The organism is Streptomyces sp. NPDC002566 (assembly GCF_042889585.1).
Lineage (GTDB): Bacteria > Actinomycetota > Actinomycetes > Streptomycetales > Streptomycetaceae > Streptomyces.
The window spans coordinates 24,006-49,685 of sequence record NZ_JBIARD010000007.1; the positions used below are offsets into that span (position 1 = coordinate 24,006).

Genomic DNA, 25,680 nt, shown 5'->3' on the forward strand with positions numbered 1-25,680 from the left:
CGTTCTGGCTCGCACAAAAACGCCACCTGCACGGCTTTTCTGCGAGGCCGGCCGCGTGATCCACACCCTGCAGTTGGTGCGCCACCGGCTACGGCCTCGAAGGTCGGCGATCAGCCATGGGTATCCAGGCCGCCTCGATCGAGTGCTGCGCGGATCTGGCAGAGCCACTCTGTGCCCAACTGGCGCCCGTTTGGGAGCTGGTCGCCTCGATCCCAGCGCCAGGTTGTGATCATCGCCAGCACGAGGATCCGGCACTCGCGCAGCAAGTCTTGATCGACACCCGGATAGTGCTCGCTGACTTCTTCGGGGGCATGGGCGAGGTCGAATTCGACGGGCCCACGGCAACAAGTCTCAAGGTCTATGAACAGCAGCCCGTTCTTGATGGTGAGCACGTTGCCCGGGTGCGGCTCGCCGTGCAGCATCTGCTCGGCGCTGCCGCGCTCGCCGATCACAAGCCTCAGGCTTCGCAACGTGTCGCCGAGCAGCTCCCGGTCCGCGTCGGCGAGCGCCGGAGTGCGGTCGCGGTTCGCCACGAGTTGCTGGGCCTGCTCGACTCGATCCGTGAAGTGCGGCGTCGGGACATCGAGCTTGCGCATGCCGGCGTGCAGCCGCTCAAGCGCGTGGGCGTAGTCGGCTGGTGAGACCTTTTGAGGTGCCGCGGGTTCGTAGTAGGTCCATAGTGTGACCGCAAAGCCGTCACGCTCATAGACGCGTGGCTCCACTCGAGGGTCGAGGGCAGCCACAGGGCAGCCGGCGACCTGAGCAGAGTCCGGCGGCACGCGCCTCGGTGTACCCCGATTCCTCGTGACTCCCCGCCCGTTCTGGCACAGAAGTGGCACGCTTCGCGGCCCCCTTGAACCGGCAGCGATCAAACTTGCGGCTCGCTTGCGGCAGTGTCATCCGTGCGACCTCCGCGGCCTCGCGTGGTCGCCCGAATTCGGTCGATGATGAGCCCCACTGCTGCAGCCAGGAAGCCGATCGCTGCTACGCCGAACCCCACCCGCGGTAGTGGCGGTCGTCCGTTACTCAGAGCGCGGAAGCCGGCCCAGGCCGCTGCGGCCATGAACCCGAGGCCCTGTATCCACCATCGCTCATCTCTGGCTCTTGTCATGTACTTAATCAACGCCATAAGTGATGATCTCACTCGCACCCACCCACCCACCACCCCAGCTCCCATCCCGTCCGCCGTCGACACACACCGTGGACTGGGCGTGGTTCATGGCGTCCTGCCTGCGTCGGTGAAGAGCTCCGCGGTGATGGTGTGGCCGGCCTCGCTGGCGTGGACGACGACCCGGTGGGCGAGCGCGCTGACCGTGCCGAGTCTGCGGCCGTGTTCGGCGTCCTGGTCCTGGTGGGCTCCGCCTCCTTGAAAGTCAGCGTGTAGTTGATGCCGGCTTCGGTGGTGAACCACACCGTGTCGCCGCCGGGGTCGGCGTCCGCGGCCGCGAAGTGCGGGCTGTGGCGCAGCGGGTCGGCGACGCGGACCGGGTCGTGGTCGGCGTCGAACAGCGGGCTCCTGTCGCGGTCGATGGGCGGTGTGCCGAAGCACAATAGCTGTCACCACGCGCGCTGAGCGCTCATGGTGAAGCTGGATCTGAAGCACGATGGTTGTCACCATCTGGGCGCGCTTCTTGTCACCTGGGGCCGATGCTCAGCCTTTCTGTCACCCGCTGCTCGTTGGAGATCAGCTTCGAGCGGCATGCGATTGCTGGTGCGATGGCGCGCGTGCTCGGGCGCGTGGGTGCCGAGAAGGCGTTGGCCGTGGCGTTCCTGCTCTCGACTGACCGAGCTGGCCTGGTCGCCGAGGCTGGTTCGGCATGTCCGGGGCGGTCAGGGCTTTGACAGGGCAGTTCGCAGAGCGTCGAGGGCGGCAGTACGGAAAGCGGTCATTGAAGGTGCTTTGCCGTCGAGCAAGGCATCAGCGCCGTGGTACATGCCTGATTCGAGCCGCAGCTCGCAGGCGACGCCGGCCTCGCTCAGGCGTCGGGCGTAGTCGACGTCTTCGTCGTGGAACAGGTCGAGGTCGCCCACGCCGATCCACGCGGGCGGCAGCCCGTCGAGGTTCCTACGCCTTGCCGCCGCAACATAGGGGCGATCGTCGCGGTCCTGTGGCGGGCGGCCGAGGTAGGAGGTCCAGGCGAAGCGGTTGGAGTCCGGGGTCCACGTGTAGATGGCGCTGTTGGGAGGGTCGACGCGTAGAGCCGTGCGGTCGTCGAGCATGGGGTAGAGGAGGAGTTGGAACCGGACCGGTACTCCTGAATCGTGGGCGCGCTGGACCACGGCGGCGGCGAGTCCGCCTCCGGCGCTTTCGCCGCCGACGGCGATGCGGGCGGGGTCGATACCGAGGGCGGCGGCGTTGGCGTGAAGCCAGCGGAGCGCACCGAAGCAGTCGTCCAGAGCTGCGGGGTACGGATTTTCGGGTGCGAGGCGGTAGTCGACGCTGACGACCAGAGCGCCGAGTTCGTCGGCAACACGGCTGCACCAGGTGTTCTCCTGCCGAGCGGCACCCATGACGGTTCCGCCGCCGTGGACCCAGAGCAGCGCTGCGCGCGGCGCTTGGCCTGATGCCTGGTAGGTGAGCACCTCGACGGGCAGGTCGTCGGTCGTGGCCGGCAGCGTGCGCCGCTCGACGCGGACGCCGGGCCTCACGGCGGCTCCCGCCAAGGGCACGACGCGGCGGGCGATGGCCAGAGTGACTGGGTTGCCGAAGTTCAGCGGGAGGAAGAGCACCGGGTGCCGCAACTCGCGGGGGACTGCCGCCAGAGCGCGGCGACGTGTGCTGATCGCCGCAGCAGCGCCGAGGGTCGCTGCGGCGCCCAGTCCGCTGAGAACGCGTCGGAGTGTCATGTGCTGATCACCTTTCGTTCGGGTGGTCGCGGTTCTCGGCTTCAAGGGGTAGTGCCCTGCCGGTCGGCCGCGGTCTCCAGGTCGGGCAGTGGTTGCCGGCAGATCTCGTGGGCCTCGTCGCCGGGAAGGCCGAACATCCGCAGCGGATCTTCGGCGACCTGGTCGGCCGCTTCGGCGTCGCCGCGTTCGTAGTTGTCGTGCAGGAGTCGGCCGAGGCGGGGCGCCGCGCCCGCGACGAAGGCCTCCTCTTGACACGACTACCTTATCGGTAACAGTGTAGCCATTATGAGCACCTGGTCTGAGCCCCAGCCCGACTCCCGGTTCGTCGACGTGAACGGCCTGCGGATCCACTACAAGCGCGTCGGGCACGGCCCGGCACTCGTGCTGCTGCACGGCAGTGCCTCGTCCCTGCAGCACTTCGACCGCGCGACGGATCTGCTGTCGCATTCGTTCGATGTCATCCGTCCCGACCTGCCGGCGTTCGGACTGACGGGCCCGCGCCCGGACCGCGACTACCGCATCCCGGCGTACGCCGCGACGGTGTCGGGCTTCACGGAGGCGCTGGGCGTGCCGCACTACGCGGTGGCCGGCAATTCCCTGGGCGGCAACATCGCCTGGAACGTCGCGCTGGACCATCCGGAGCGGCTGACCGGCCTGGTGCTGGTCAATGCCACCGGCTACCCGGAGAAGACGGTGCCCGCGGGGATGCGCCTGACCCGCAACCCGCTGGTGCGGCCCCTGCTGAGGCGGGTGATGCCGCGCAGGGCCATCGAGCGCAACCTGCGCGAGGCCGTCGGGCCGCATGCGCAGATCGTGGACGACGCCATGGTGGACCGCGCCTACCAGCTCATGAGCCGCCCCGGTAACCGCTCGGCCTTCGTCGACTTCTGCAACACCGACCAGCCGGACCGCAGCGCGCAGATCCCCCGCATCACGGTGCCCACGCTGGTGCTGCGCAGCGCGAGCATCGACGGCCAGTACTTCGCCCGCGACATCCCCGGCGCCCAGGAGCTCGTCCACCCCCACGGCAGACATCTGCTGCCGGAGGAGGAACCGCAGTGGGTCGCGGACGCGATCGCGAAGTTCCTCGGCTCCTGCGCCGACACCCCCGCGAACTGAGAGCAAGGAGGCCCGTTCCATGAAGTACTTCGTCGCCCCGGGCGAAAACCTCAAGCTCACCGCCGACTCGCGCAAGGCGCTGCGCGGCAGTTTCATCGAGCTGTCCGACGGCGTCACCCACTACGAGTTGACGGGGCCCGAGGACGGGGACGTGGTCCTGATGGCGGGCGGTCTGACCATCCCGCTGTTCTACTGGGACGGCCTGGTCAGCGAGCTGCACGCCCGCGGGCTGCGCACTCTGACCTGCAGCGCCTACGGCCGCGGCTACTCCGACCGGGTACGGGCGCGATACGACGAGACGCTGTTCACGCGGCAGCTGGCCGAGCTGACGGACCGGCTCGGCCTGACGGCGCGGCCCCTGCACCTGGTCGGCACCTCCATGGGCGCGCTGGTCAGCATGACGTACGCCGCCCGGTACCGCTCGTCGGTGTCCACTCTCACCATCGTCGGGCCCGCCGGTCTCGCGAGACCGCGGTTGGCCTCCCCCGACCGGCTGCTGCGCAACGACTTGCTGGCCGGAGTGGTCGCCCGCCGTCGCGGCCTTCAGCTGCTCCAGGGGCACCTCGGGCACAACGTCCGGGACCCCGAGCTCGGCGCGGAACTGACCGAGATGGTCCTCGGCACCCTCCGCTTCGAGGGCTCGCTGTACGCGGTCTTCGACACCCTGCAGCACCTACCGGTCACCGGCCGCGACGACCTCTTCCGGCGGACGGGGGCGCTGGGCATTCCGACGCTGCTGCTGTGGGGCGACGAGGACACCGTCACGCCGCCGGTGCACTTCGAGACGGCGCGCGCCCTGCTGAAGCCTCAACACCATCACGTCATCACCAGATGCGGGCACATGGCCCCGTTCGAACGGCCTCGCGACGTCGCCGATCAGCTCGTCCCGTTCGTGTCCGCACGCACCGAAAGGCTCGACTCATGAACAGCCCGCAGGCCATCGACGTACTGATCATCGGTGCCGGCCCATCTGGCTCCGCGTTGGCGATCGACCTCGTACGCCGCGGACTCGACGTCCGGATCGTCGACAGGTCCCCCCACGCTTTCGACGGCTCGCGCGCCAAGGGCGTCCAGCCCCGCAGCCTCGAAGTCCTCGAAGACCTCGGCGCTCTCGACGACGTGCTGGCCGGCGGCGACATCTATCCCAAGCTCGGGCTCCATGCAGGACCCATCGGTGTGCCGTGGAAGATGTTCCCCCACAAAGAGGCAACCCCGGACGTCCCACACCCGAACACTTGGCTGATCCCGCAGTTCCGCACGGACCGCGCCCTGCACGCCCGGCTCAGTGAGCTCGGCCGCGAGGTCGAGTTCGGCAAGGAACTCACCGAGCTGACGCAGGACGAGGACACGGTGGTCGCCACGGTGGTGGGCGCGGACGGGGTCGAGGAGATCGTCACCCGCTATGCCGTGGGGGCCGACGGCGGCTCCAGTGCGGTGCGCAAGCAGCTCGACATCGGTTTCGTGGGGACGACGGACGAGTCCGACCGCGTGCTGATCGTGGATGCCTCCGTCAGCGGCCTGGCCCGCAACCGGTGGCACATGTGGCCCGGCCTCGGCGGCAAGCTCATCGGTGCCTGCCCGCTGCCCCACAGCGACATGTTCCAGTGGATGATCCGGCTCACGCCCGACGAGAAGCCGCCCCAGGAGATCGGCGCCATCGTCGACCGGATCCACTCCCACACCCGCAACCGGCACATCCAGCTGCACGAGATCCACTGGAAGTCCGTGTTCCGGCCCAACATCCGTCTTGCGAAGCACTACGGACGCGGACGTGTCTTCCTCGTCGGCGACGCCGCGCACGTCCACACCCCGGCCGGCGCCCAGGGCTTGAACACGGGTATGCAGGACGGCTACAACCTCGGCTGGAAGCTCGGCCAGGTCCTCGCCGGAGCCGACCCGGCCCTGCTGGACACCTACGAGGCCGAGCGGCAGCCGATCGCCGCCGGGGTCCTGGGCCTGTCCACGGCGAAATGGGGCGGCATCGCCAAGCTCGACCCCTCCAGCATGAAGCGCGGCAAGGACGAGCAGCAGCTCTCCCTGACCTACTACGGCGGCCCGCTCTCCCCCGCCGACGGCGACAGCAGCGACACCGGCACGCTGCACGTGGGCGACCGCGCCCCGGACGCCCGACTGCTCGGCGCCGACGGCGCCGAGACCCGCCTGTTCAACCTCTTCCAGGGACCGCACTTCACCGCCATCGCCTACGGCCCCGGCGCCATCCGGGACCTCGAACTCCTCGACTGGCCGACGACGGGCGCCCAGCTGAAGCGGCTGACCGTCGGACCGGCCGCGGGCGACGGCCGCGCCTTCTCCGACCCCAGGAACACGCTGCGCAGTACCTACGGCCTGACCGGCGACACGCTGCTGCTGATCCGCCCCGACGGCTACATCGGGCACATCGCCACCCGGGACTTCCTCAGCACCACCCAAGCCGCCGTGCGGGCGATGACGCCGCAGACGAGGAGCCGCACCATGTCCCAGCTGTCCCAGCCGAGCCACACCCACCCCGGTTCGGGGGCCACCGAATGAGCCGCACCCTGCTGCGCGTAGCGCACGTCATCACGATGACGCCGCACCGGCCGGCCGCCGAGCACGTCGACATCCTCGTCGACGGCGAGACCATCGCAGCCGTCGGCGAAACCATCGAGGCGCCCAGGCTCCGGGCCGGGGCGGGGCACGCTGCGCGACGAATGCACACGAGTGGACCGTCGCCGCCTACCGCCGCATCGGCGTGCTCCAACTGGCAGGAGTCGCCGGCGTGGCGCTCGGCCTCGCCGTGCCGCCGCTCGGCGGCCTCGCGGGGGCCGGGCTTCTCCTGCTGCTCGCCGGAGCTGTGGTCGTGCACCTGCGCAAGGGCGACCCGGTTGCCAAACTCGTGCCCGCCGCCGTGTGCGCGGTGCTTGTCGCCTCATACCTCGCGGCGTTGTTCGACTGAAGCGCTGCGGATCGAGTCCACGCCTCCACGGATGGGTAGCGCCAGCAGTCGCCCTGAAAGCAGATAAACGGCTACGGTGTAGCCAATATTAGAATGGCAGGAACCGCAGCCACCTGGGCCCGATGGCACTCAAGCCGCGACCGCACGGTCCGCCCGACTTCCCCCGCGCCCCTTCGTCCACAGTGCCGACTCCCAAGGGGTAGACGATGCCCATCCTGATCGTGATTGCGATCCACGCTGTCCGGATCGCGCGCGCTCCCTTGGACGCGCGCCTGAAGAAGCGCCACGTCGGCCCCCTGTCGGTCACGACCGGAGCGGTCATGCTCTACCTGGCCTGGGACTGGCTCAGGCCCGAGGGCCTCAGCGCTGTTTATTTCGTCGGCGAGTTCGCCGGTGTCCTGTCCGTCTACCTGATGTCCTGCACCCTGGTGCTGGCCACCCGGCTGATGTGGTTGGAGCAGTGGTTCGGCGGCCTGGACCGCATGTACCGTCAGCACAAGCTGTACGCCGTACGGTCCATACTCCTGCTCACCCCCCACCTGCTCCTCCACTTCTTCTCCGGTTTCGACGGGAGCCAGTACGGCTACGCCCACCGGACCGCTTCGGTAGGGATGGGCCATCTCCTCGGCGCCGTCTCCGCCATCGGCCTGCTGCTGCTCGTCCTCATCTCACTCGGCCGGGTCGGCCGCATCCTCCGACTGCCCTACGAGCGCTGGCTGTTCCTGCATCGCCTCACCGGCCTGCTGCTCCTGTCGGCCCTGTTGCACGGCTGGTTCCTCGATCTCATCATCAACGGATCCACGCCCCTCCTGGCGATCTACGTCACCATGGCCACCATCGGCATGACCGCCTACACCTACGACGAACTGGTGCTACGGCACAGGGAACCCCGGGCGGACTACACCGTCGACCGTGTCGAGCGGCCGACACCCGACATCCTCGACCTCACCCTCACGCCCACCGGCGAGACGGCGCTTCCCGTGACAGGAGGTCAGTTCGTCTACCTGCGGGTCGGCGGCTGGCACGAACACCCCTTCAGCGTCGCCGGAACGCAGGCCGACGGTTCGGTACGCCTCACCATCCGTGCCCTGGGCCGCGGTACACGCGGCCTCTACACGGACGTGAGCGAAGGAGATCCCGCAACCCTCAAGGGTCCTTACGGCATGTTCGACCACACCCTGGGCGGACCCCGGCAGATATGGATCGCGGGGGGCATCGGTATCGCACCCTTCCTCGGCTGGCTCACCCACCCCGGTGCAGCGCCGCCCCGCACTGACCTCTTCTACTGCGCACCCACCGCCGAAGACGCACCGTTCCTCCCGGAACTCACCGCAGCGGCAGCGCACCGCCCCGACTTCCGGCTCCACCCGACGTTCAGCCGCAGCCACGGCCGTCTGACCGCCGAAAGAATCCAGGCCGAGGCCGGACCGATCACCCCCGACACGCACGTCTTCCTCTGCGGCCCCGCCTCCATGATCGAAAGCCTCACTCGCGGCCTCCATCGCCAGGGCGTCCCCCGCCGGCATCTCCACGCCGAGCACTTCGCCTTCCGCTGACGAAGCGCCGGCCACGCGGGTCACGACAGCTGTGGGCCTGCCTGTCCGGCGACCGGTTGCCCCCGGACGCCTGCGCGCCGGCCGAGATGACTCCGGAGGCGGGCGGCTCAGGTTCGCATCGTCCTGGCCGGGTCAGGCGTCGTCGTGCAGGTGGGCAAGCCCGCTGAGGAGGAGTTCGAGTCCGAAGGAGAACTCGTCCTCGATCGGAACGGGCATCGACCCGGCGACGGTGCTCGTTGCCGGGAACAGGGCGGGATCGACGCTCTGGAAGACGGCGGACAGTTGTGCGTCGTCGAGTTGCCCGCCGCCATGACCGTTGACCTGTATGGCGAATCCGAGGACATAGCGGGCGAGGGTGGCAAAGGCATGCGCGGCCAGTCGCGGCGGGAAGCCGCTGTCGAGCAGCGCCGCGACACAGTGCTCCCGCAGCGCCATGGCGTTCGGCCCCAGGGGTATCTCTTCGACCATCAGGCGCGCCGCGTTCCGGTGCCGGGCCAGGGCATCGAACATGGTGTGCGCAACCGTCCGCAGCGCTTGCTGCCAGCCCATCGCGAGGAGTTCGTCGCCATTCAGTTCCACGGCGCCGAACATGCGGTCCACGACATGGGCGACCAGCGCTGTCCGGTTGTCGAAATGCCGGTACAACGTCGCTGTGCCCGAGCCCAGGCGCTGGGCCAGCGTCCGCATCGAGAGAGCGTCGACCCCTTCGTCGTCCACGATCTGCAGGGCGGTGGAGACGATGCGCTCCAGCGGCACTGGCGGACGCCCCGGGCCCCGACCCGATGCCGGGGTCGCCTGCGTAGGATCAGCTGCTGCCACTGAAATGTCCACCTCCTCGGACAGCACCATAACAGCAACACCGTATCCACTATGGAGACCACCGGTTGGACACCGAGTGACGGCCCCCTTCGATCCGCCCATCGATGACCGACAGCAGCCTCGACCTCGGCGGGGGATCGCGGGTCGTGCTGTATGCGGCGGTGAGGCGCTGGGTGAGTGCCTGGATGGCCTCTTCCTCGGGTTGGTCGGTCGCCACTCTCTCTCCTGACCTGGAACGGCGACACCAGCCGCTGGAGCGCCCGCCTGGTGGTCTCCAACGTCTGTCCACAGGCGTCGCAGCCAGTCCCGCGGGCGGACAAAGTCAACGAACCCGCGCGCCAACACCACCCCCGATCAAGTCGCGCCCGTGCACCTCGTGCTGGAAGAACGGCTCGCCCGGGACCTTGAAGGTTTTCCGTGCCGAACAGGCGATCCCCGCACAGCACCACCGCGAGCACGCCGTACGCGAGTTGCGAGACGGCCTCGCTGTCTGAAAGAGGAACGGGAGGTGTGAGCTCCGCTGGTTCAAGAGCGGCTACAGCAACAGCCCTGATGTGGGCGACTGCGTCGAGAAGCCACAGCCCTCGCCCCCCTTCACGTCCGCGACTCCAAGAACGCCGCCGAAGGTCCCCGGCTGGCGCTGAGCCGTGCGGCCTGGGTGCCGTTCGTATCCGCCCTGGGGGAACATGGTCAGCACGCCCCCGTTCTTCAGTTTGAGGGCGTACGCCTTCGAGTGCGCCGGGTCGGCGTACGTGAACTCGGTGGCCGCCTTCCCGCCGTTGTTGTCGTTGCGATCCTTGCAGGAGCCCACGCTCACCTTCGCCGGCCGAGTGGACGCCTACTGGGCGCGGGAACGCTTCCCGCCCGTTTCGAAGAGGTCCTCGAAGGCGACCGCCGGGCCGTCGGGCGCGAGGGCGCCCACACGCCGGGACGGTTCGACGGCCGTGGCGAGCCCGTTGCGGTCCACGGCGACCTCGGGAATCGGTGTCGACTCGGCGTAGGCCGAGGCCACCCTCTTGTAGGTACCGTCCACCCGGTCGAAGATCATCAGCGCCTCGCCCTTGTCGCTGCCCGAAGACCTGCCGACGACCGCGAACCAGGTGGCCGTGCCCTCGCGGGGGAGCAGGTACGGCGCCTGTGGGGGTCCAGCGCACTGGATCCTGGCAGCCGCCATCCCTGGCACATCTTGCCCCTGCGATCCCGCGCACCCTCGAGCCGACCAGCCGCTTCCGCAACCACCACTCTTCGAGTCAGTCAGCAATTCTCCATATGTTCGCCAATATTTCCCTGCCTGTCCCCCATTGTTCCCGCGTCCTCCCCTACGGAGCAGCACCGCTGGGCAAGCGCTCGCCGACCACTCGAAGCTTGTCGTGAACCTCCCCGAAAGCCTTGGAAGGCACCACACCCATGCTCAAACGCACCTGCATCACAACGTCCGTCGCCCTCACCCTGTCCGTGTCCGTGCTCGCTCCCCCAGCACACGCGGATCCCGCCACCCCGCTCGTCATCGGTCACCGTGGGGCCGCAGGGCTGGCCCCCGAGAACACTCTGGAAGCCGTCGACCGGGCCGACCGGGCGGGCATCGACTGGGTCGAAGTGGACGTGCAGCGCAGCAAGGACGGGGTGCTCGTCCTCATGCATGACCAGGACCTCGTCCGGACGACCGACGCCGAGAAGGTCTTCCCGCACCGCGCGCCCTGGAAGGTGGGCGACTTCACCTACGCGGAACTGAACAGGCTGCGCGCCGGAGCATCCCCGCAGTGGAAGGCCTCCCGATACGGAAGGGCGGGCATCCCCACCCTCGGACAGGTCCTCGACCGGCTCGACCGCAACAACCAGGGTCTCCTCCTGGAGTTGAAGTGGCCGGGCAACTTCCCCGGAGTCGTCCAGGACACGCTGCGGGTCCTCGGCCGCAAGGGCTGGCTGGACGCCCATCACGTCCACAACCGGCTGTACGTGATCAGCTTCCTGGCCGCCGCCCTGAAGACCGTCCGCAAGGAGAGGCCGGACATCAAGCTCGGCATCTGCGACGACAGGGCGTCGACCGGCAAGCTGGCGTCGTACGCGAGGTTCGCCGACGCGGTCAACCCCCAGCACACGGCCACCACTGCGGACTTCGTGCGCCGCGCACACGCCCTCAAGGGCCCGCACGGTACACCCCTGAAGGTGTGGCCGTACACGGTGAACTCCTCCACCCAGGCCCTCCGCCTGCGTGATCTGCGCGTGGACGGCTTCACCACCGACTTCCCCGACAAGATCAGGCACGTACTCGGACACTGACCGCAAGCAAAAGCGCGCACTGGTGGCAACCGCGGAGCTGGAACAGTCCTCCGTGACCGCCACCAACACAATGAACCGATGGCTGTGGGCGGTGCCGTGAACGGCGACGGTGCCCGCAGACGATCGGTACAGAAGAACGGGGTGCCGTCATCCCTCTGTTCCTTGGTGGTCGGCTCCGGAAATCCTTCGGGGGTTGACTTCGGGGCGTGATTCCACATCGGTCCGTTGGTGGTCTGGGTGGCGAAGTGGGGCTGTCAGGCACAGTCAAAGGTGTGGAGGCGGTCTGTGGGCCCAGCCGGAGTTCCGGGGCTTTGATCACGTCGGGAAGGCGGAATATCGACGGCACTGGCCTTGTTGCTCGCCATTGTTGATCAACAAGGAGGCCCCGTGTCTGTGATCCTTCGGCCCCGCGCGCTACGTTCCGGCGACCTCGTGGTCGTTACCGCACCCTCGGCCCAGCTTGAGCCGGGTGAGGAACCACTGCTCGCCCGCGGTGTGGCGATACTGGAGCGGATGGGTTTCCGCGTACGAGTCAGCCCGATGGTAGACCCGGCGCGGAACCGCTGGTGGGCGTCGGGCACTCCGGCGGAGCAGGCCGCCGACCTCAATGCTTTGCTCCGGGATCCGGAGGTGCGGGCCATCGTCGCGCATACCGGTGGACAGGCGACCATCGGCTATCTTGATTTGATCGATCTGGACGCGATCCGGGCCGACCCGAAGCCGATCCTCGGCTACAGCGACATCTCGCTGCTGCACATGGCGTTGTACGCCAAGACCGGCCTCGTCGGCTTCCACGCCGACATCGTCACCCACGGTTTCGGCAGCGATTGGTACACGCTGGGCGACGAGGCCCGCCGCTCCGAGCTCATCGACCTCTACACCCGTGTGCTCACCAAGGCCGAGGCGCCGGGCGTGCTGCCGGCAATGGGGGCTTGGGAAACCTGGCGGCCGGGCCGCGCGCAGGGACCACTGATCGGCGGCTTGTTGAACCGCCTGGTCCTACTGCAGGCGACACCATTCGCGCCGGCCGCCGAACGGTTCGAGGGCGCCGTGTTGTTCTGGGAGGAGCTGCAGCGGCCGGTCTCGCGGATCTGGAACGACCTGCATACCTTGCGGCTGTCGGGTGTGCTGGACCGGATCGCGGGCATGGTGGTCGGCATCCCGACCGAGGTCACGCCCCACGAGGGCGGCGGAGAGCGCGCAGATCTACGCGACGTGGTACTCGATGTCCTGGCTGGACGTGACATCCCGGTTCTCGCACAGGTCGACTTCGGTCACACCTCGCCGAACCTGCCGCTCCCTCTCGGCGTCCGCGCAGACGTGGACGCGGACAACCAGACGCTGTCCCTGATCGAGTCGGCGGTCGCGGAAAGCTGAGTCTGTTGGATATTGGCGCAGGCCCGGAGAGCTGCGACCCGTCGTGTTCCGCTTCTCCCGATCGGCCCGTCTGACATGCCCGTTGCGCCGGCCTGCCCGATCGTCCCGACCGCTGCCGAGCGCGAGCGACTGAAGAAGCTGGCCTATGGCCACAAGACCGAGCACCGGCTGCGGTGCCGTGCGCAGATGCCAGTTACCCGCCGAGACCGGTGTGCCGCTGTCGCGCTGGTCCTGCCCGGAACTGGCCGCCGAGCTGACCGCGCGCGGGATCACCGACACAGTCTCCGCATCCACGGTCCGCCGCTGGCTGCGCGAGGACGTGCTCAAGCCCTGGCAGTGTCGGTCCTGGATCTTCATCCGTGACCCGGACTTCCGCGCCATGGCCCGGCATGTCCTTGACCTGTACGCCCGTACGTTCGAGGGTGTCCCGCTCGGGCCGAACGAGTATGTCATCTCCAGCGACGAGAAGACCTCCGTCCAAGCCCGCTGCCGCTGCCATCCAACCCTGGCCCCGGGGCAGGCCCGGGCGATGCGGGTCAACCACGAGTACGGCCGCGGCGGTGCGCTGGCCTACCTTGCCGCCTACGACGTCCACCGCGCGCAGGTCTTCGGCCGCTGCGAGCCGAAGACCGGAGTCGTGCCCTTTATGCCCTGGTCACCCAGGTCATGGCCCAGGAGCCCTACGCGAGCGCCAGACACGTCTTCTGGATCGTCGACAACGGCTCCTCCCACGGGGGGAAGAAGGCCATCGACCGTCTCACCACGGCCTTTCCGAACGCAGTCATGGTCCACACCCCCGTACACGCCTCCTGGACGAACCAGATGGAGATCTTCTTCTCCATCGTCCAGCGAAAGGTCGTCCAACCCAACGACTTCACGGACCTGTCCCAGGTCCGGAACCGGCTTCGCGCCTTCGAAGACCGGTACAACGCCACGGCACAGCCGTTCCAGTGGAAGTTCACCACCACCGACCTGGACGATCTGCTGGCCCGACTCGACCGGTACGCACCCGCCGACCGACAAGAGGAATCCTCTGTTGCCCTGGCCGCCTGATCAACCCCCGAAGGATTTCCGGAGCCGACCACTTAGCGAACCACGTCTTCCAATGCGCATAATCGGCCTGGCTCTGCTCGTTGAGCTGACCGCCCCCGACCCTGCCGAGCAGTTCCCTGGCCTGTACGGTGCGAGCCTTGCTGGCCAGGTCGTTGGCCTTGTTGTTGGCCTTGTTGTTGGTCTTCTCATACGCAGACAGTGCCGACTCGGCGAACTCCTTCGTCACAACGCCCTTCGGTGCAGGCGTGGATGCCGCCTTCGAGGTCCGGGGTTCCGAGGCGTCGGATCCCGAGCTGGACGCGCAGCCCGCGACGGTGACGGCCGTGGTCGGCTCAGGGCGAGCACGGCCAGATGGCGCCGACGTTTTGTGGTGGATCGCATGCTGCTGCTCTCCTCCCTCCCGGGACGGCTCATGCCGGCGCAGCCCGCGAGACGTACCCCGATGCGCAGTACGTGGTGGAGTACCTCACCGAGTACGAGAATCGCTATGAGATCCCTGTCGAGCGGCCCGTACGGGTCCTTGCGTCCACCGGGAGGGCCAACTCCTGCGCGTGGAGTCCCGAACCTGGCGCGCCCGCGGGGTGGTCGGCGCGACAGGCACCTGGTGCCGGCCTTCCTCCCCGCCGTCCCCGGCCGGTCGGGCTTTCGCGGACGCCAGCTGCACACGGTGGAGTACTGCGGTCCCGCCGACTTCGCAGGCCAGCGCGTGATCGTGGTGGGCGGCGGCAACTCCGGCACCCAGATCGCCGCCAGCCTCACCTACGACGCGGACCTGACCTAGGTCGTGTTTTGAAAGTTGACCCGGTCCCTCATCTCGCGCCGTGATGATCTCGGTGTGGGGCGAGGGGATCTTTCGGACGAGCAGTGGGCGGTGCTGGAACCGCTTTTGCCGGTCGCGCTGTTGGGCAGGCCGTCAATCGGTCGACGGAGGCTGATCGATGGGATCCGGTGGCGGGTGCGGACCGGTGTGCCGTGGCGGGATCTGCCGTCGGAGTACGGGCCGTGGCAGACGGTCTACGGACTCTTCCGACGCTGGCAGCGTGACGGCACCTGGGCTAGCTGTTGACTAGCCTGCAGGCCCGCGCGGATGCGAACGGGCTGATCACCTGGGAGGTCAACGTCGACCCCACGATCTGTCGGGCCCATCAACACGCCGCAGGCGCCCGTCGCGACAGCCATGCCCAGAAGGAACCCCCAGGCGGCATCCGCGTTGAGCCCGACGACCATGGACTGGGGAGATCCAGGGGTGGCTTCACCACCAAGATTCACCTCGCCTGTGAACAGGGTCAACGGCCACTAGCGTTGTTGGTGACCGCAGGTCAACGCGGTGACAGTCCTCAGTTCATCGCCGTCCTGGACAGCATCCGCGTTCCTCGCACGGGGCCTGGTCGGCCCCGCGTCCGGCCGCTGCGGGTGCGCAGCGACAAGGCGTACTCCTCCCGCGCCAACCGTGCCTACCTACGAAAGCGAGGAATCCGCTGCACGATCCCGGAACCCGCCGACCAGGCCGCCCACCGCAAACAGCGCGGCAAGGCCGGCGGGCGGCCACCGGCCTTCGACCGCGAGGACTACAAGGTCCGGCACGCCGTCGAGTGCGGGATCAACCGGCTCAAGCACAACAGGGCCGTGGCCACCCGCTTCGACAAACTCGCCGTCCGCTTCGAAGCGGCCGTCCTGATCGCCTCGATCGGCGAATGGTTATGACCGACCTGAGCTGTCGGTCGCGCATGCCATGCTGACGCGGCCAGAGCGAGCGAGGCGAGGGAGAGGCATGGTGGCGGCTCAGTACTACGGCGCCGACAGCGAAAACGGCGACCGCATCGATGACCCGTCCGAGGACGCGCTGTTCATGCTGATCGACGACCTCAACGACACCGACAACACCTTCGTGGTCGTCCAGCCAGACGGGGACGACCCCGTGTGGTTCGCCTCAGTCGCCGTGCTTGACGAGGGCGGCTACGAGATCGTCCGCCGCGACAGCTCACGCCGCGAGCACGAGGTCACCACCGCGATCAGCATCAACGACATCGCCCACGACCTCACCATCTGGATAGCCGGGCGGAGCTTCCCCGGCCGGCCACCCCGCAGAGTCACCGACTTCTAAAACACGACCTAGGTGCCCCAGCGGCCGCCCCGCTTCCTCGCCGACCACATCGACGGCCGTGTCCTGTTCGACGTGGCAACTGCCCGCCCTCGGGCCCTTGATGAGGGGCGTATGGACGTCGGGGGCGTCGCGTCGCTCGGCGACATCGTCGCCGTCCAGCCCGTACGCCAGGCCCGCGACGCCGGACAACTCGCCGTGCGCCCGATGTTCACCCGGATCCACTCCGGCGGTGTCGAGTGAGCCGACGGCACCCGGGCCGAGGCCGACGCGGTCATCTGGGGCACCGAGTTCAGGCCCGCCCTGTCCCACTTGGCCCCGCTCAAGCTCCGTGGCCGACGCGGCCACATCACCACGACCGGCACCCGGGCGGTGGACGAGCCGCGCCTGCACCTGCTCGGCTACGGCAACTGGACCGGCGCCGCCTCCCCCACACTCATCGGCGTCGGCCAGCCCGCACGCGACCCGCCGTCACCCGCCCAAGTGCCGCACCGCCCGTTGACCGGCCCGGCGTCCGTCCGGGCCCTGCGTGAGCGGGACTTGACCACGGTGTTCGCCATGGCTCACCACGTGGGGATCTCCTTCAACCGGATCGCCGAAGCGTGCGCGCTGAAAGCCGAGCGGGACAGCCAGATCGCCCGGGGCACCGCAGCTGTCACCGCCCTCACGACTGTCGAGCGAAACCGAGGGACCGGGCGCGCCATGGCGGCTGCGCCCGGTCGACGGTCTCTGAGGCAGACGGGGTGGTCCGCGGCAGGCCGGACGGCCTGGAGGTCGTGCCGAGCGCCCTCCAGCCACGCACCAGGCGGCCCGCGTTCACCGAGCTCAAGCCGGGACCGGACGGCGCCCCGTTCCATCTGCGTCGGGGTGCCTTCTCCACCGGCGGCACCGCCTCCGCGCGCGGCGGGTTCACCGCGCGGCCCGGCGAAGTCCTGTTTGTCACCGCCGAGAGGGGCCTGCGCGGCTTCGGCCTGAGGCCACCACCGACCCCCGCCCGGCTCGGCGCGGGTTCACGGGCACTGGATTCCTGTGCTCGCTGTGCCGCGCAGCCCGTCTGGCCCGCACGCCGTGACTGCGCCGCCGACGAAGCCGTCTCGAGACGATCTGCTGTCCCCGGCGTGGCAGCAGCAAGAGGGAGTGGCTCACGGAGACGGACGTCGCCACTGCCTTGCATGCCGGTCGCACCGCTGTACCTGCGACTCGTGGTCTGCTTGCTGCCCGCACGCCCGCCTTCCCGGTGCGATGTTCGCCAGCCGGCAGATCGGCCACGCGTACTGGCCGATCGCGCGCTGCGCGCGCGGACCGGAGCATGCTGCTGTGGATCAACCGGTCGTTCGGCGTGATCCTCGTGCTGTGCACCACTGTTCGACGGTTCTGTCCCCACCGGGCGATGCGGGACGCCGGTTCGCGACGTCCCGCATTCCTCGTTCAGCAGCAGCCTGAGCCATGCCCCTCCTCCAGTGAGCAGGGCGTCCTCGGCGCTGCTCCACGACGGGACCTTCTACGAGCCGCAGTCGTTGCGTCGTTCCCGCGGGGTGTTGGAAGAGCCTCGCCGGGCGAACGCCCTGGTGGAAGGTCGGCACGGCGGTCCCTCAACGCTCGGCTGGGTGACCTCAAGCGAGCGTCCGTAGGAGCTGCTCACGGCCTGAACGACACAACCATGTGTGGCGATGACCGTCGGCGGTGGCCCGCACACAACTTCCGTTTCCAGCAAATCACTTCGTGCAGCCGGGGACGGGGAAGGCCGTCGTGCTGGCGGGGTGGCCGCCGCCCTCCATGTTGGTGATGAGCTTGGGGGCCGGCCCGTACGGGTGGGTGATGCGAGCGACGAAGCCGGCGCTCTTCGGCAGCGCGGGGTGCGCCCGGTTCACGACGCCGCCGGCGCGCGTGCCGTCGCCGGCGTCCTTGAAGAAGGCCGACGGCCCCTTCGGACCGTTGCTCAGCACGGCGACGGTGCCGGCCCCGATGAAGCGCTCGCTGATGATGGTGCAGCCCCGCGCGTCGGGGGTGCCGACCTTCGGGAGCGGGAAGGTCTGGGTTCGGTTCTTGCCGGTGGTCACCCGCAGCGCGGGGGCGGAGCCCTTGGCGCCCACCAGGCTCAGGGAGAGGCCGCGCTCCTTGTCTGTCCGGTGCGAGACGTCGAGCTTGACCAGAACGCGGTACATGTAGGCGTCGCCCTGCCGCCAGTGAGGCTGCACGGCGCGAATCCATGCTTCGGGGCCGCCGGCGCGGGGATCGTTGCGCAGGACGGCCACCATGTTCTGGCCGATGGCGACGGACTGGCCCGCGTAGCGGGCAGCCGGGTTGGCGGCGGGGGCCGCCGAAGCGGCAGAGGCGGTTGTCACCGGCAGAAGGGCGGTGGCGCCCAGGGCGCTCACCAGGACAGAGGTAGCCAGCAGCGAGCGACGGCGGCCTGCCTGCACGACGGGCATGGAAGAACTCCTCGAAATAGTGGCCGTGGAACTGGGAATCACATGCCGCTCCTTGCCGTGGCGGCGCTGGAAACGGCACTGCGTGGGGCGTGCGTGCTTCGGCGCGAGGCAAGAGGGGGAGGAGACGACAGGAACACGGTACGTACGCGCGTACCGCAATTTGATCCTGTATTTGTCACAGAATACCGACAGAAAACGGAATATCGATCTCCGAAATGCGCCAACCCGAACGTGATGGCACCGGAGTCAGGCGGCTCAGAAACAGGTACTGATCGCCAGAACGTCGCGTCGGTCCGCTTCACCCCGTCCATCGGTCGGCCGGCCGGGAACCGGCCGATGCCGACATGAGGGACTCGGCGGTCTCATCCACCTGCTTGTCGAACTTCGTCTGTGCCATGCCGTTGAGCGCCCTTCGTGCCGGTTGTGCGGGGCGCAACGGTGTCGCGAGAAGCGGACACCCACGCCGGGCACGGACGCTAGGGCGATCTGCCCGTGGACAGATTCCGCTGAGAAGAGCGGGCCCGCGCGGGAGGCACTGGCCTAGCCCATTGCTTTTTCGTCGGCTGCATTGACGTTTCCCCTACCATCGATATGCCCGATATGCAGGTAATCGCGGTTCGCTGACTGCAAGTCGGACCCTCACTTCGATTGGCAGATATCGGAAGTTCCGAACAAAGAGACGATAGTCGCCTAATCCAGCCACCAGGTAGGTTCCCGGACAGCCGGCCAGCCACCGCAGGTCCTGTTCGATCCTTCGGAAAGGGACAACGCTCATGCTCAAGGTGAAGAAGGTCATCGCCGCCGTCGTCCTGGCGGGTGCTGCAGAACGTGTCGGTGCCGGTCGCCGCCACGTTCTGCGGCGTCAACGTCAACACCTTCTCCGCCCAGCTCAACCAGGGCAACGCGTCCTGCCCCGCCCAGACCAACTCCAACCAGCAGGCCTGGGCCGCCTGCAACTGACGGACACAGCGGCCGGCAGGCTCCCTTTGCGGGCCTGTGAGCACCAACGGGGTGGCAGCAACCAGCTGCCACCCCGCGCTGCGCTGAGCAGGTTCGGACGGCCAGGCAGAGCTGACATTCGGATGAGACAGCGCTCTGAACGGCCCGCGGTCTAGAGCCGCCGTGCGGCGGGGCCGGTGACAGGCTCATGTGCGAGGGCGATGCGGGCGGTGATGCGTTTGCCGACCGGTTCCTTGTGGGCTTCGAAGCCCTGGGCGACGGCCATCACGATTTCCAGCCCGTGCTGGCCTACCCGGTCGGCGTCCGCGGCTCGGGCGACGGGCAGCACCGGGTCGGAGTCCCACACCGTCACTTCGACCGCGTCGCCGTCTGTCCGCAGGTCCATCAGGATGGGGCCCGGCGCGTACTTGCGGGCGTTGGTGACCAGTTCGCTGACCACCAGCTGCGTCAGGTCCATGCCGCGATGGGAGACCAGCAGCCCGTGCTCGGTCTGGCTCCGGGCGAGGAAGCCGGCGGCCAGATGACGGGCGTGGGCGATGTCGGCGCCGTCGCCCTCCAGGGCAACCGTGGTCTGCCAGGGGAGGCCGGCGGCCGGACCTGTGCCGCTACCGCTCAGCGGCTCTGGTTCCCTCATCTGCTGCCTTCACTCGCCGTTCCCGCGCGTCCCGGCGCTTATGCGCACGTACCCGCGCAGGCGGGGTCCACGCCCGTCGCGCCTGGCTGTTGGCTCCACCATCCAAAGGGATCACCCGTTCGATGCTGGGCGGCCCGGGGTGAAGATCCTGTGTGCCAGTTTCACCGACATGGTTGAGGGAGAGATGGCGGATACCGAACATGCTGAGCAGCCGGGCCAGCTATCGGTCGTCTCCACCGCCAGCGAAGGCGTCCGCGTCGTGACGCTCAGCGGGGAGATCGACCATCACACGGGCGAGGCGCTGCGGCAGTCCCTGGACGTCACCGGCGTCCCCGGCCCCTGTGTCGTGGTCGACATGCGCGGCGTCGGCTTCATGGACTCCACCGGCATCAACATCCTCCTGGCCGCCCACCGTGCCCTCACCGAGGCAGGCCGCTGGCTGCGCCTGGCCGCACCGACCGAGGCCGTGCTGCGCACCATCCAGATCGTCGGCGTCGATGCCGTGATCGACTGCCACGACACCCTCCGCCAGGCCCTCAACGCCTGACCGAGCGGACGGCAAGGCGGGTGCGGCGCCACCCGAGACCGGGGTGCCGTGGGGTCAGGCGGTGCCCTCGGTGGTGACGGGGACTTCCAGCGGGACGGTCCAGGTGCTGCCCTTCGACCTGGCGGTGATGCTCAGGCGTACCGGCGCCTTCGAAGGCCGGTACGACAGCGCGGAGCCCGGGTGGCGCTCCGGTGTCGAGTGGACGCTGCTGTGGATCGAGAACACCGCCAGCCAGCTGACCGAGGACAGGCCGGGCGCCGGGACCGACGGGCGTCAAGGCGTGTCGCCGGAGTAGTGGAAGCGGCACACCACACCCGGGCCGCCCGATGGACGCGGGTCGTCGGGGCACGGGTCGTACAGCGCCCGGCCGCCGGGCCACCGCCCCAGCTCGGTCATCAGGGCGACGCCGTCGTCTGTCTCTTCCGGCCGCCAGCCCGTGATGTCGAGCAGCAGCCCGTCCAGCGGACGGCCGACCAGCGCGGCGTACGTCTCGTGCTGCAGCGGGCCGGGGGTAGGGGTCGTCGTCGTCACAGCCGTACGCCCGGCCGCGCAGCAGCTGCTCGTCATCGGCGTTCATCCGGCCAGCCTTCCAGCCGCCACCGACAACCACCCCCGCCTCCGAGGCCGCCGGCTACCGGCGGCGCCCGATGCCGAACCGGCTGCGAGGCTTCACCGCTGGCGCTTCGGCCGCTGCGCGTTCGGCTTCCTCCGCCCGGCGGCGCGCGACGCGCTCAGCCTCCGCACGGTCGGCAGCCTCCTTCACGCACGGCCCGCACAGCCGAACCCACTCGCCGCGCCACGAGGACTGGGTCTCCTGCCAGCGTTCGTCGGTGAACTTCGTCCCGCAGCGGGCGCACACCGGCCGCTGCGCCTCACGTCCAATGCGGTGATGTCGGGCTGGCTTGGGCCCTCGTCCTGGGTGGCCATGCGGCGACTGCAGGGAGCGAACGCGGGCGGTGCTACGGAATTCGGCGTGGCCTGCACGGGGCCGTGGGGCCGTCAGGAGCCGTCAGGAGCCGTCAGGAGCCGTCAGGAGCCGTCAGGAGCCGTCAGGAGCCGTCAGGAGCCGTCAGGATTGCCTACCCAGCGGAGGGTGTCCGCCGATGACGATGCTACTTCGCGCCGATGCCCGCGACCTGCGTGCGGCTTCGTTCCATCCCTGCAGTCACCTCTTCGTGGCGCGGGCGGTCCTGGCCGCCAGGAGTCCGCCGGCCGCGGTCGTGGCGGCCCTACGCGAGAAATGCCTTCGCCGTAGAAACCTGGTCCCGGCATGATTCCCACCGTGCATGAAGACGATGGCCATGGCGAGCGCGTGCGGTACACGCTGGTTGAGGAGGAGCACGGGCACGCCCGGGGCGTCTGCGCCGAGGTGGAAGGGCTGTTCGGGGAGCCCCAGCGGGGGACCTACGAGTTGTTCGGCTGGGTTCCCCAGGCAGAAGTGCGCAGTCGGGTCGGCGACCGAGTGTGGCTGGTGCCGGACGATGAGACGCTCGATCCCTGGCTGCTGGAAGACGCGGAGAGCGTAGGCCGGCCCCTGGGGACGGACAGTCTCGTACTCACCGGCCTGGACGACTACGAAGGCCCACCCGAGGGTCACAGGGGCCGAGTTCGATTGCACGACGGGCACCGTCGGCTGGGGTCCTGCCGAGAATTCGGACGCGTTCTGCCGCCCAAACAGTCGGCGCCCCCGCTTGTCCTGCGGGGGCTCGCTCCGGGTGATCAGCTGCAGGCGGCCCTGATGAAAGGCACCCGGCGGGCGCTGGATCTGGAGCAAGCCGCCCTGGAGATACAGGACGACCAGGGCGAGCCGCTCACCGAACGCCTGCTCTGGGCCAGGGTCAGCGCCTGGCACCCATCCTCCTACGGAACGGATCGCATCGACCTGGAACTCGATGGAAAGCTCTTCACGCCCGTTCCCCGATACGCCCGGCCCATCTGGGAGCGGTGGTTCGCCGGGCCGCCGGACACTCAGGCTGCCTGGGCCAGCCTTGACACCCGGCGCCGAGGAGCCTGGCTCGACCTCGTCCGAGAGCGAGCCTGCCGGCGCCCCCGCCGTGACCGGCCAGCCGGTCACGCCTACGAACTCGACGGCCGACATGTCACCGACGAACCGGGCCTCTACCTGGCGCTCGGCGAGTCGGTGAACGGTCCGGGCGGCTACTTCGGCGGCTGTCTGGCCGCCCTCGACGACTGCCTGCGCGGCACCTTCGGTTACAGCGCCCCCGCAACCCTGCTCTGGCGCGAAGCCGCGACAGCACGCGAGCACCTGGCTCAGGCCCTGACACCAGACGGCCAGCCCTACGACCTGTTCGGCGTGGTCCTGGATGTCCTGGCCCAGGGCGGCATGCACGTCACCCTGGCGTGAGCTGCTGTCCGCCCGCCGGGCATCGACTCTGTCTCCCACGCGCTGCCAGTGGACGAAGTCAGTCCTCACTCATATGGATCTTGCAGGTCAGCCCGCTCCTTGATCGGTCCAGGGCCTTGTCCGGTCGGGTGCGCGGCCGCCGTCCTTCGCCGGCCGGGCACTCGTAGCAGGCGCGAGCGAGCGTCGGCCCGCTGCTCATGGACCCGGCAGGATGAGGAATCCACGCTGACCATGCTCCTGGCGATGCGGTCCTCGGCGTCGGCGTCGGCCTGGACGGCCCGCAGGAAAACGAGCTCCTCAAGCAGATCCGCGATGCCTATGGCTCGGCCTATACACCCGCGACGATGTCATCCCGGCCATCGCAATCCGGCCCAACTCCGCGGGATCGCAGCAGAGTTGGAGCGAGGGTGCAGGTGATCACGAGTAGTTCTGTCTGCTAGATTCGCGATGCGATCGGCCCTGGGCCGAGCATGGGCGGATGTCGGCTGCACTTCGGCGTAACCAGGCAGCAGAGACATCTCGTGTGATGACTCCGCACACCTTCGAACGGCTTGTGCCGTGTCAATCAGCCCTATCGAGGAGGGGCTGTCGTGCTCCTTCAGTTGAGATTCGAGGATCCTTGATTACGACAGATGCAAAGCGGCGCGAGCGAGGCGTCCTTTGGCCTCGGCCGCTCGTGCTGGCGGCGGCGGTAGTCGCAATAGCCGGGAGCATCGCCGTTCCGACGGCAGCACAGGCGAAGGCAGGGAAGAACCCGGCCGGAACGGTACGACAAGAGGCTTTCGCGGCTGCGGCGGCGGAGTTCGATGTGCCGGAACAAGTGCTGCTGGCGGTGGCCTATCAGGAGTCGGCGTGGGACGCGCATGCCGGCGGCCACAGCGTCGGCGGCGGGTACGGTCCGATGCATCTGACGGACGTGACGGCGTCCATGCTGGCCGCCGGAGACGCCGGTGCGGCGGGACGGGCGGACCTGGCGAAGACCGCCGCGGATCCGGCGCTGCACACATTGCAGGCGGCGGCCCGGCTGACCGGGCTTGCGGAACAGACGCTGCGCGCTGACGCAGCGGCGAACATTCGCGGTGGGGCGGCGCTGCTGGCGTCGTATCAGAGGGCGGGCGGCGAGGAGCTGTCGGCTGATCCGGGTCGTTGGTACGCGGCCGTGGCGCGTTACAGTCAGTCGCCCCAGCGGCAGGGCGCGCAAGCCTTCGCCGACCGTGTCTTCGCCACCCTGAAGAAGGGGGCTGGGCGCACGACTGCGGACGGGCAGCGCGTGACGTTGACGGCCGAGCCTCAGGTCAGCCCGGACAGGGGCCAGTTGGCCCGGCTGCACTTGACGTCGGCGGCGGTGGCGGGCACCGAGTGTCCCACGATGGTGGAGTGCACGTTCGTGCCGGCGGCGGCCTCCAACGGTCAGGTGTCCAACCGGCCGGCCAACGGCATCAGGATCGACTCGATCGTCATCCACGACACCGAGTCCTCTTACGCTTCAGCCGTTTCCACCTTCCAGACCCCTGGTGGTGGGGCGGCTCACTACGTGATGCGGGCGTCGGACGGGGCGGTGACGCAGATGGTGCCCCTGAAGGATCTTGCCTTCCATGCAGGCAACTACTCGACGAACATGCACACCGTCGGCATCGAGCACGAGGGGTACGCCGCGCACGGCGCCACCTGGTACACGGAGGCACAGTACGAGGCGACCGCGGAGCTGGTGAAGTATCTGGCGGGGCGGTTCGGCATCCCGCTGGACCGGCAGCACGTCATCGGCCACGACAACGTTGTTGGTCCGACGTCGGGGACTGTGTCCGGAATGCACTGGGATCCGGGGCCGTCCTGGGACTGGGAGCACTTCATGGCCCTGGTCGGCGCCCCCGTCACGGGTGAGCACGGGGTCGGCGACGTCGGGTCGGTGGTGACCATCGCCCCCGGCTTCGCGGGCAACCGGCAGACCGTTCAGGTCTGCCCCGCCGACGATCCGACCGGGGCCACCACCGCGTGCACGCGTGGGGAGCAGCCCTCCAACTTCGTCCGTCTGCGCACCGCTCCCAGCGACGCGGCGCCGCTCTTCGGCGACCAGGCGGTCCACCCCGGCGCCGCCGGTACCGACCGCATCAACGACTGGGGCGGCACCGCCCAGGCCGGCCAGCAGTTCGTCGTCGCGGAGAAGAGCGGCGACTGGACCGCGATCTGGTTCAGCGGCAGCAAGGTGTGGTTCCACAACCCGGGCGGCGTCAACACCGTCCCGGCCGGCGGCGTGACCGTCGTCAAGGGCGGCCGCACCTCCGCCGACCCGCCTGTCAAGGTCTACGGCTCCAGCTACCCCGACGCCGCCGAGTACCCCACGGGCCTGTCACCGTCCACCCAGGCGCCGTTGAGCATGTACACCATCCCGGCGGGCCAGGCCTACGTCGCCACCGCGGCCGCCGCTCCCACCGACGACTACTTCAAGTCCAGCGGCACCGTCGTCGTCGGCGGCAAGTCCATGTACACCATTCAGTACAACCACCGCACCGCCCTGGTCTACGAAGGCGACGTCACCGCCACCGCCGTCCCTCCGACACCGACCGCATGATCCGCGCTGATCCCAGGTCACCTGCAGTGGTGTTCTCGGGACGTTGTCGTGATGTTCGTGCCTGAGCTTCCGACGAGCCGAAAGGG

General features: G+C 68.8%; 23 protein-coding genes and 6 pseudogenes. 20 read left to right on the forward strand and 9 right to left on the reverse strand.

Annotated elements, in window-relative coordinates:
- Nucleotides 1-110 precede the first annotated feature (110 nt).
- The 3 genes and pseudogenes from ACFYXA_RS26790 to ACFYXA_RS26800 form a co-directional block, all read right to left on the reverse strand.
- Entirely contained in the window at nucleotides 111-872 is a 762-nt protein-coding gene (locus tag ACFYXA_RS26790; RefSeq protein ID WP_389037261.1) for a phosphotransferase, read from the reverse strand.
- Nucleotides 873-1,216: 344 nt separating this feature from the next.
- Nucleotides 1,217-1,354, reverse strand: a pseudogene (locus ACFYXA_RS26795) (ATP-binding protein); the annotation flags it as partial.
- Nucleotides 1,355-1,830: 476 nt separating this feature from the next.
- Complete coding sequence (locus tag ACFYXA_RS26800) at nucleotides 1,831-2,847, reverse strand: alpha/beta hydrolase (protein WP_389037264.1); 1,017 nt, start codon at nucleotides 2,845-2,847, stop codon at nucleotides 1,831-1,833.
- 92 nt (nucleotides 2,848-2,939) lie between these two features.
- On the opposite strand from ACFYXA_RS26800, the gene ACFYXA_RS26805 reads away from it, so the two are divergent.
- From ACFYXA_RS26805 to ACFYXA_RS26830, 6 genes are all read left to right on the forward strand, one after another.
- On the forward strand, nucleotides 2,940-3,119 hold the full coding sequence (locus tag ACFYXA_RS26805; protein ID WP_389037267.1) for a hypothetical protein: 180 nt from the start codon (nucleotides 2,940-2,942) through the stop codon (nucleotides 3,117-3,119).
- A gap of 13 nt (nucleotides 3,120-3,132) precedes the next feature.
- Nucleotides 3,133-3,966 carry an alpha/beta fold hydrolase gene (locus tag ACFYXA_RS26810; protein ID WP_389037270.1) on the forward strand — a complete coding sequence of 278 codons (834 nt, stop codon included), beginning with the start codon at nucleotides 3,133-3,135 and terminating at the stop codon, nucleotides 3,964-3,966.
- A 19-nt stretch (nucleotides 3,967-3,985) separates the two neighbouring features.
- Complete coding sequence (locus tag ACFYXA_RS26815) at nucleotides 3,986-4,891, forward strand: alpha/beta fold hydrolase (protein WP_389037273.1); 906 nt, start codon at nucleotides 3,986-3,988, stop codon at nucleotides 4,889-4,891.
- Nucleotides 4,888-6,495 carry an FAD-dependent oxidoreductase gene (locus tag ACFYXA_RS26820; protein WP_389037276.1) on the forward strand — a complete coding sequence of 536 codons (1,608 nt, stop codon included), beginning with the start codon at nucleotides 4,888-4,890 and terminating at the stop codon, nucleotides 6,493-6,495. The genes ACFYXA_RS26815 and ACFYXA_RS26820 overlap by 4 nt, the downstream gene beginning before the upstream one ends.
- Nucleotides 6,496-6,691: 196 nt before the next feature.
- A complete protein-coding gene (locus ACFYXA_RS26825; RefSeq protein WP_389038255.1) occupies nucleotides 6,692-6,901 on the forward strand; it encodes a DoxX family protein in 210 nt (69 codons plus the stop codon).
- Between the two features lie 206 nt (nucleotides 6,902-7,107).
- Nucleotides 7,108-8,457, forward strand: a complete 1,350-nt coding sequence (locus tag ACFYXA_RS26830; protein WP_389037279.1) for a ferric reductase-like transmembrane domain-containing protein — start codon at nucleotides 7,108-7,110, stop codon at nucleotides 8,455-8,457.
- Nucleotides 8,458-8,589: 132 nt separating this feature from the next.
- Here the strand turns inward: ACFYXA_RS26830 and ACFYXA_RS26835 are convergent, their stop codons facing one another.
- Nucleotides 8,590-9,213: a TetR/AcrR family transcriptional regulator gene (locus tag ACFYXA_RS26835; protein ID WP_389038258.1), complete on the reverse strand. Its 624-nt coding sequence runs from the start codon at nucleotides 9,211-9,213 to the stop codon at nucleotides 8,590-8,592.
- A gap of 625 nt (nucleotides 9,214-9,838) precedes the next feature.
- Between ACFYXA_RS26835 and ACFYXA_RS26840 the strand changes: the two are divergent.
- Nucleotides 9,839-9,913, forward strand: a pseudogene (locus ACFYXA_RS26840) (hypothetical protein); the annotation flags it as partial.
- 201 nt (nucleotides 9,914-10,114) lie between these two features.
- Here ACFYXA_RS26840 and ACFYXA_RS26845 read toward each other — a convergent pair.
- On the reverse strand, nucleotides 10,115-10,450 hold the full coding sequence (locus tag ACFYXA_RS26845) for a hypothetical protein (protein WP_389037282.1): 336 nt from the start codon (nucleotides 10,448-10,450) through the stop codon (nucleotides 10,115-10,117).
- Between the two features lie 233 nt (nucleotides 10,451-10,683).
- Between ACFYXA_RS26845 and ACFYXA_RS26850 the strand changes: the two genes are divergently transcribed.
- From ACFYXA_RS26850 to ACFYXA_RS26885, 8 genes and pseudogenes are all read left to right on the forward strand, one after another.
- Entirely contained in the window at nucleotides 10,684-11,556 is an 873-nt protein-coding gene (locus ACFYXA_RS26850; RefSeq protein ID WP_389037285.1) for a glycerophosphodiester phosphodiesterase, read from the forward strand.
- 387 nt (nucleotides 11,557-11,943) lie between these two features.
- Entirely contained in the window at nucleotides 11,944-12,933 is a 990-nt protein-coding gene (locus ACFYXA_RS26855) for an LD-carboxypeptidase (RefSeq protein WP_389037288.1), read from the forward strand.
- A 666-nt stretch (nucleotides 12,934-13,599) separates the two neighbouring features.
- Nucleotides 13,600-13,986 carry a hypothetical protein gene (locus ACFYXA_RS26860; RefSeq protein WP_389037291.1) on the forward strand — a complete coding sequence of 129 codons (387 nt, stop codon included), beginning with the start codon at nucleotides 13,600-13,602 and terminating at the stop codon, nucleotides 13,984-13,986.
- A gap of 391 nt (nucleotides 13,987-14,377) precedes the next feature.
- Nucleotides 14,378-14,764, forward strand: a pseudogene (locus ACFYXA_RS26865) (NAD(P)-binding domain-containing protein); the annotation flags it as partial.
- Between the two features lie 57 nt (nucleotides 14,765-14,821).
- Nucleotides 14,822-15,690, forward strand: a protein-coding gene (locus ACFYXA_RS26870) for an IS5 family transposase (protein ID WP_389038261.1) whose coding sequence is annotated in 2 segments (ribosomal slippage) — nucleotides 14,822-15,044 and nucleotides 15,044-15,690 — 870 coding nt in all. Because the reading frame shifts where the segments join, the coding sequence is not laid out codon by codon here.
- A 67-nt stretch (nucleotides 15,691-15,757) separates the two neighbouring features.
- The gene (locus ACFYXA_RS26875; protein ID WP_389037294.1) at nucleotides 15,758-16,090 is read left to right on the forward strand and encodes a hypothetical protein; all 333 of its coding nucleotides are present in this window, start codon (nucleotides 15,758-15,760) and stop codon (nucleotides 16,088-16,090) included.
- A gap of 12 nt (nucleotides 16,091-16,102) precedes the next feature.
- Nucleotides 16,103-16,552 (forward strand): annotated as a pseudogene (locus ACFYXA_RS26880) (pyridine nucleotide-disulfide oxidoreductase); the annotation flags it as partial.
- Between the two features lie 278 nt (nucleotides 16,553-16,830).
- Nucleotides 16,831-17,430: a DUF6081 family protein gene (locus ACFYXA_RS26885; RefSeq protein ID WP_389037297.1), complete on the forward strand. Its 600-nt coding sequence runs from the start codon at nucleotides 16,831-16,833 to the stop codon at nucleotides 17,428-17,430.
- Nucleotides 17,431-17,802: 372 nt separating this feature from the next.
- Here ACFYXA_RS26885 and ACFYXA_RS26890 read toward each other — a convergent pair whose 3' ends face one another.
- On the reverse strand, nucleotides 17,803-18,519 hold the full coding sequence (locus ACFYXA_RS26890) for a hypothetical protein (RefSeq protein ID WP_389037300.1): 717 nt from the start codon (nucleotides 18,517-18,519) through the stop codon (nucleotides 17,803-17,805).
- Between the two features lie 816 nt (nucleotides 18,520-19,335).
- On the opposite strand from ACFYXA_RS26890, the gene ACFYXA_RS26895 reads away from it, so the two are divergent.
- Entirely contained in the window at nucleotides 19,336-19,479 is a 144-nt protein-coding gene (locus ACFYXA_RS26895) for a hypothetical protein (RefSeq protein WP_389037303.1), read from the forward strand.
- Nucleotides 19,480-19,630: 151 nt separating this feature from the next.
- Here the strand turns inward: ACFYXA_RS26895 and ACFYXA_RS26900 are convergent, their stop codons facing one another.
- The gene (locus ACFYXA_RS26900; RefSeq protein WP_389037306.1) at nucleotides 19,631-20,113 is read right to left on the reverse strand and encodes an ATP-binding protein; all 483 of its coding nucleotides are present in this window, start codon (nucleotides 20,111-20,113) and stop codon (nucleotides 19,631-19,633) included.
- Nucleotides 20,114-20,297: 184 nt separating this feature from the next.
- Here ACFYXA_RS26900 and ACFYXA_RS26905 point away from each other — a divergent pair, with 184 nt between their 5' ends.
- Both ACFYXA_RS26905 and ACFYXA_RS26910 read left to right on the forward strand, forming a co-directional pair.
- The gene (locus ACFYXA_RS26905) at nucleotides 20,298-20,660 is read left to right on the forward strand and encodes an STAS domain-containing protein (protein ID WP_389037309.1); all 363 of its coding nucleotides are present in this window, start codon (nucleotides 20,298-20,300) and stop codon (nucleotides 20,658-20,660) included.
- 73 nt (nucleotides 20,661-20,733) lie between these two features.
- Nucleotides 20,734-20,955 carry a hypothetical protein gene (locus ACFYXA_RS26910; protein ID WP_389037311.1) on the forward strand — a complete coding sequence of 74 codons (222 nt, stop codon included), beginning with the start codon at nucleotides 20,734-20,736 and terminating at the stop codon, nucleotides 20,953-20,955.
- Here ACFYXA_RS26910 and ACFYXA_RS26915 read toward each other — a convergent pair.
- Nucleotides 20,934-21,237 (reverse strand): annotated as a pseudogene (locus tag ACFYXA_RS26915) (hypothetical protein). The gene ACFYXA_RS26910 and the pseudogene ACFYXA_RS26915 overlap by 22 nt on opposite strands.
- A 693-nt stretch (nucleotides 21,238-21,930) precedes the next feature.
- On the opposite strand from ACFYXA_RS26915, the gene ACFYXA_RS26920 reads away from it, so the two are divergent.
- A complete protein-coding gene (locus ACFYXA_RS26920; RefSeq protein WP_389037314.1) occupies nucleotides 21,931-23,025 on the forward strand; it encodes a barstar family protein in 1,095 nt (364 codons plus the stop codon).
- A 67-nt stretch (nucleotides 23,026-23,092) separates the two neighbouring features.
- Here the strand turns inward: ACFYXA_RS26920 and ACFYXA_RS26925 are convergent.
- Nucleotides 23,093-23,309, reverse strand: a pseudogene (locus ACFYXA_RS26925) (IS5/IS1182 family transposase); the annotation flags it as partial.
- Nucleotides 23,310-23,701: 392 nt separating this feature from the next.
- On the opposite strand from ACFYXA_RS26925, the gene ACFYXA_RS26930 reads away from it, so the two are divergent.
- A complete protein-coding gene (locus ACFYXA_RS26930; protein ID WP_389037317.1) occupies nucleotides 23,702-25,594 on the forward strand; it encodes an N-acetylmuramoyl-L-alanine amidase in 1,893 nt (630 codons plus the stop codon).
- Nucleotides 25,595-25,680 lie beyond the last annotated feature (86 nt).

Coding starts and splice junctions, on each gene's coding strand:
- ACFYXA_RS26800 (WP_389037264.1), bottom strand. CDS start 2,847: ATGACACTCCGACGCGTTCTCAGCGGACTGGGCGCCGCAGCGACCCTC.
- ACFYXA_RS26810 (WP_389037270.1), top strand. CDS start 3,133: ATGAGCACCTGGTCTGAGCCCCAGCCCGACTCCCGGTTCGTCGACGTG.
- ACFYXA_RS26815 (WP_389037273.1), top strand. CDS start 3,986: ATGAAGTACTTCGTCGCCCCGGGCGAAAACCTCAAGCTCACCGCCGAC.
- ACFYXA_RS26820 (WP_389037276.1), top strand. CDS start 4,888: ATGAACAGCCCGCAGGCCATCGACGTACTGATCATCGGTGCCGGCCCA.
- ACFYXA_RS26830 (WP_389037279.1), top strand. CDS start 7,108: ATGCCCATCCTGATCGTGATTGCGATCCACGCTGTCCGGATCGCGCGC.
- ACFYXA_RS26845 (WP_389037282.1), bottom strand. CDS start 10,450: ATGGCGGCTGCCAGGATCCAGTGCGCTGGACCCCCACAGGCGCCGTAC.
- ACFYXA_RS26850 (WP_389037285.1), top strand. CDS start 10,684: ATGCTCAAACGCACCTGCATCACAACGTCCGTCGCCCTCACCCTGTCC.
- ACFYXA_RS26860 (WP_389037291.1), top strand. CDS start 13,600: ATGGCCCAGGAGCCCTACGCGAGCGCCAGACACGTCTTCTGGATCGTC.
- ACFYXA_RS26875 (WP_389037294.1), top strand. CDS start 15,758: ATGGTGGCGGCTCAGTACTACGGCGCCGACAGCGAAAACGGCGACCGC.
- ACFYXA_RS26890 (WP_389037300.1), bottom strand. CDS start 18,519: ATGCCCGTCGTGCAGGCAGGCCGCCGTCGCTCGCTGCTGGCTACCTCT.
- ACFYXA_RS26900 (WP_389037306.1), bottom strand. CDS start 20,113: ATGAGGGAACCAGAGCCGCTGAGCGGTAGCGGCACAGGTCCGGCCGCC.
- ACFYXA_RS26905 (WP_389037309.1), top strand. CDS start 20,298: ATGGCGGATACCGAACATGCTGAGCAGCCGGGCCAGCTATCGGTCGTC.
- ACFYXA_RS26920 (WP_389037314.1), top strand. CDS start 21,931: ATGATTCCCACCGTGCATGAAGACGATGGCCATGGCGAGCGCGTGCGG.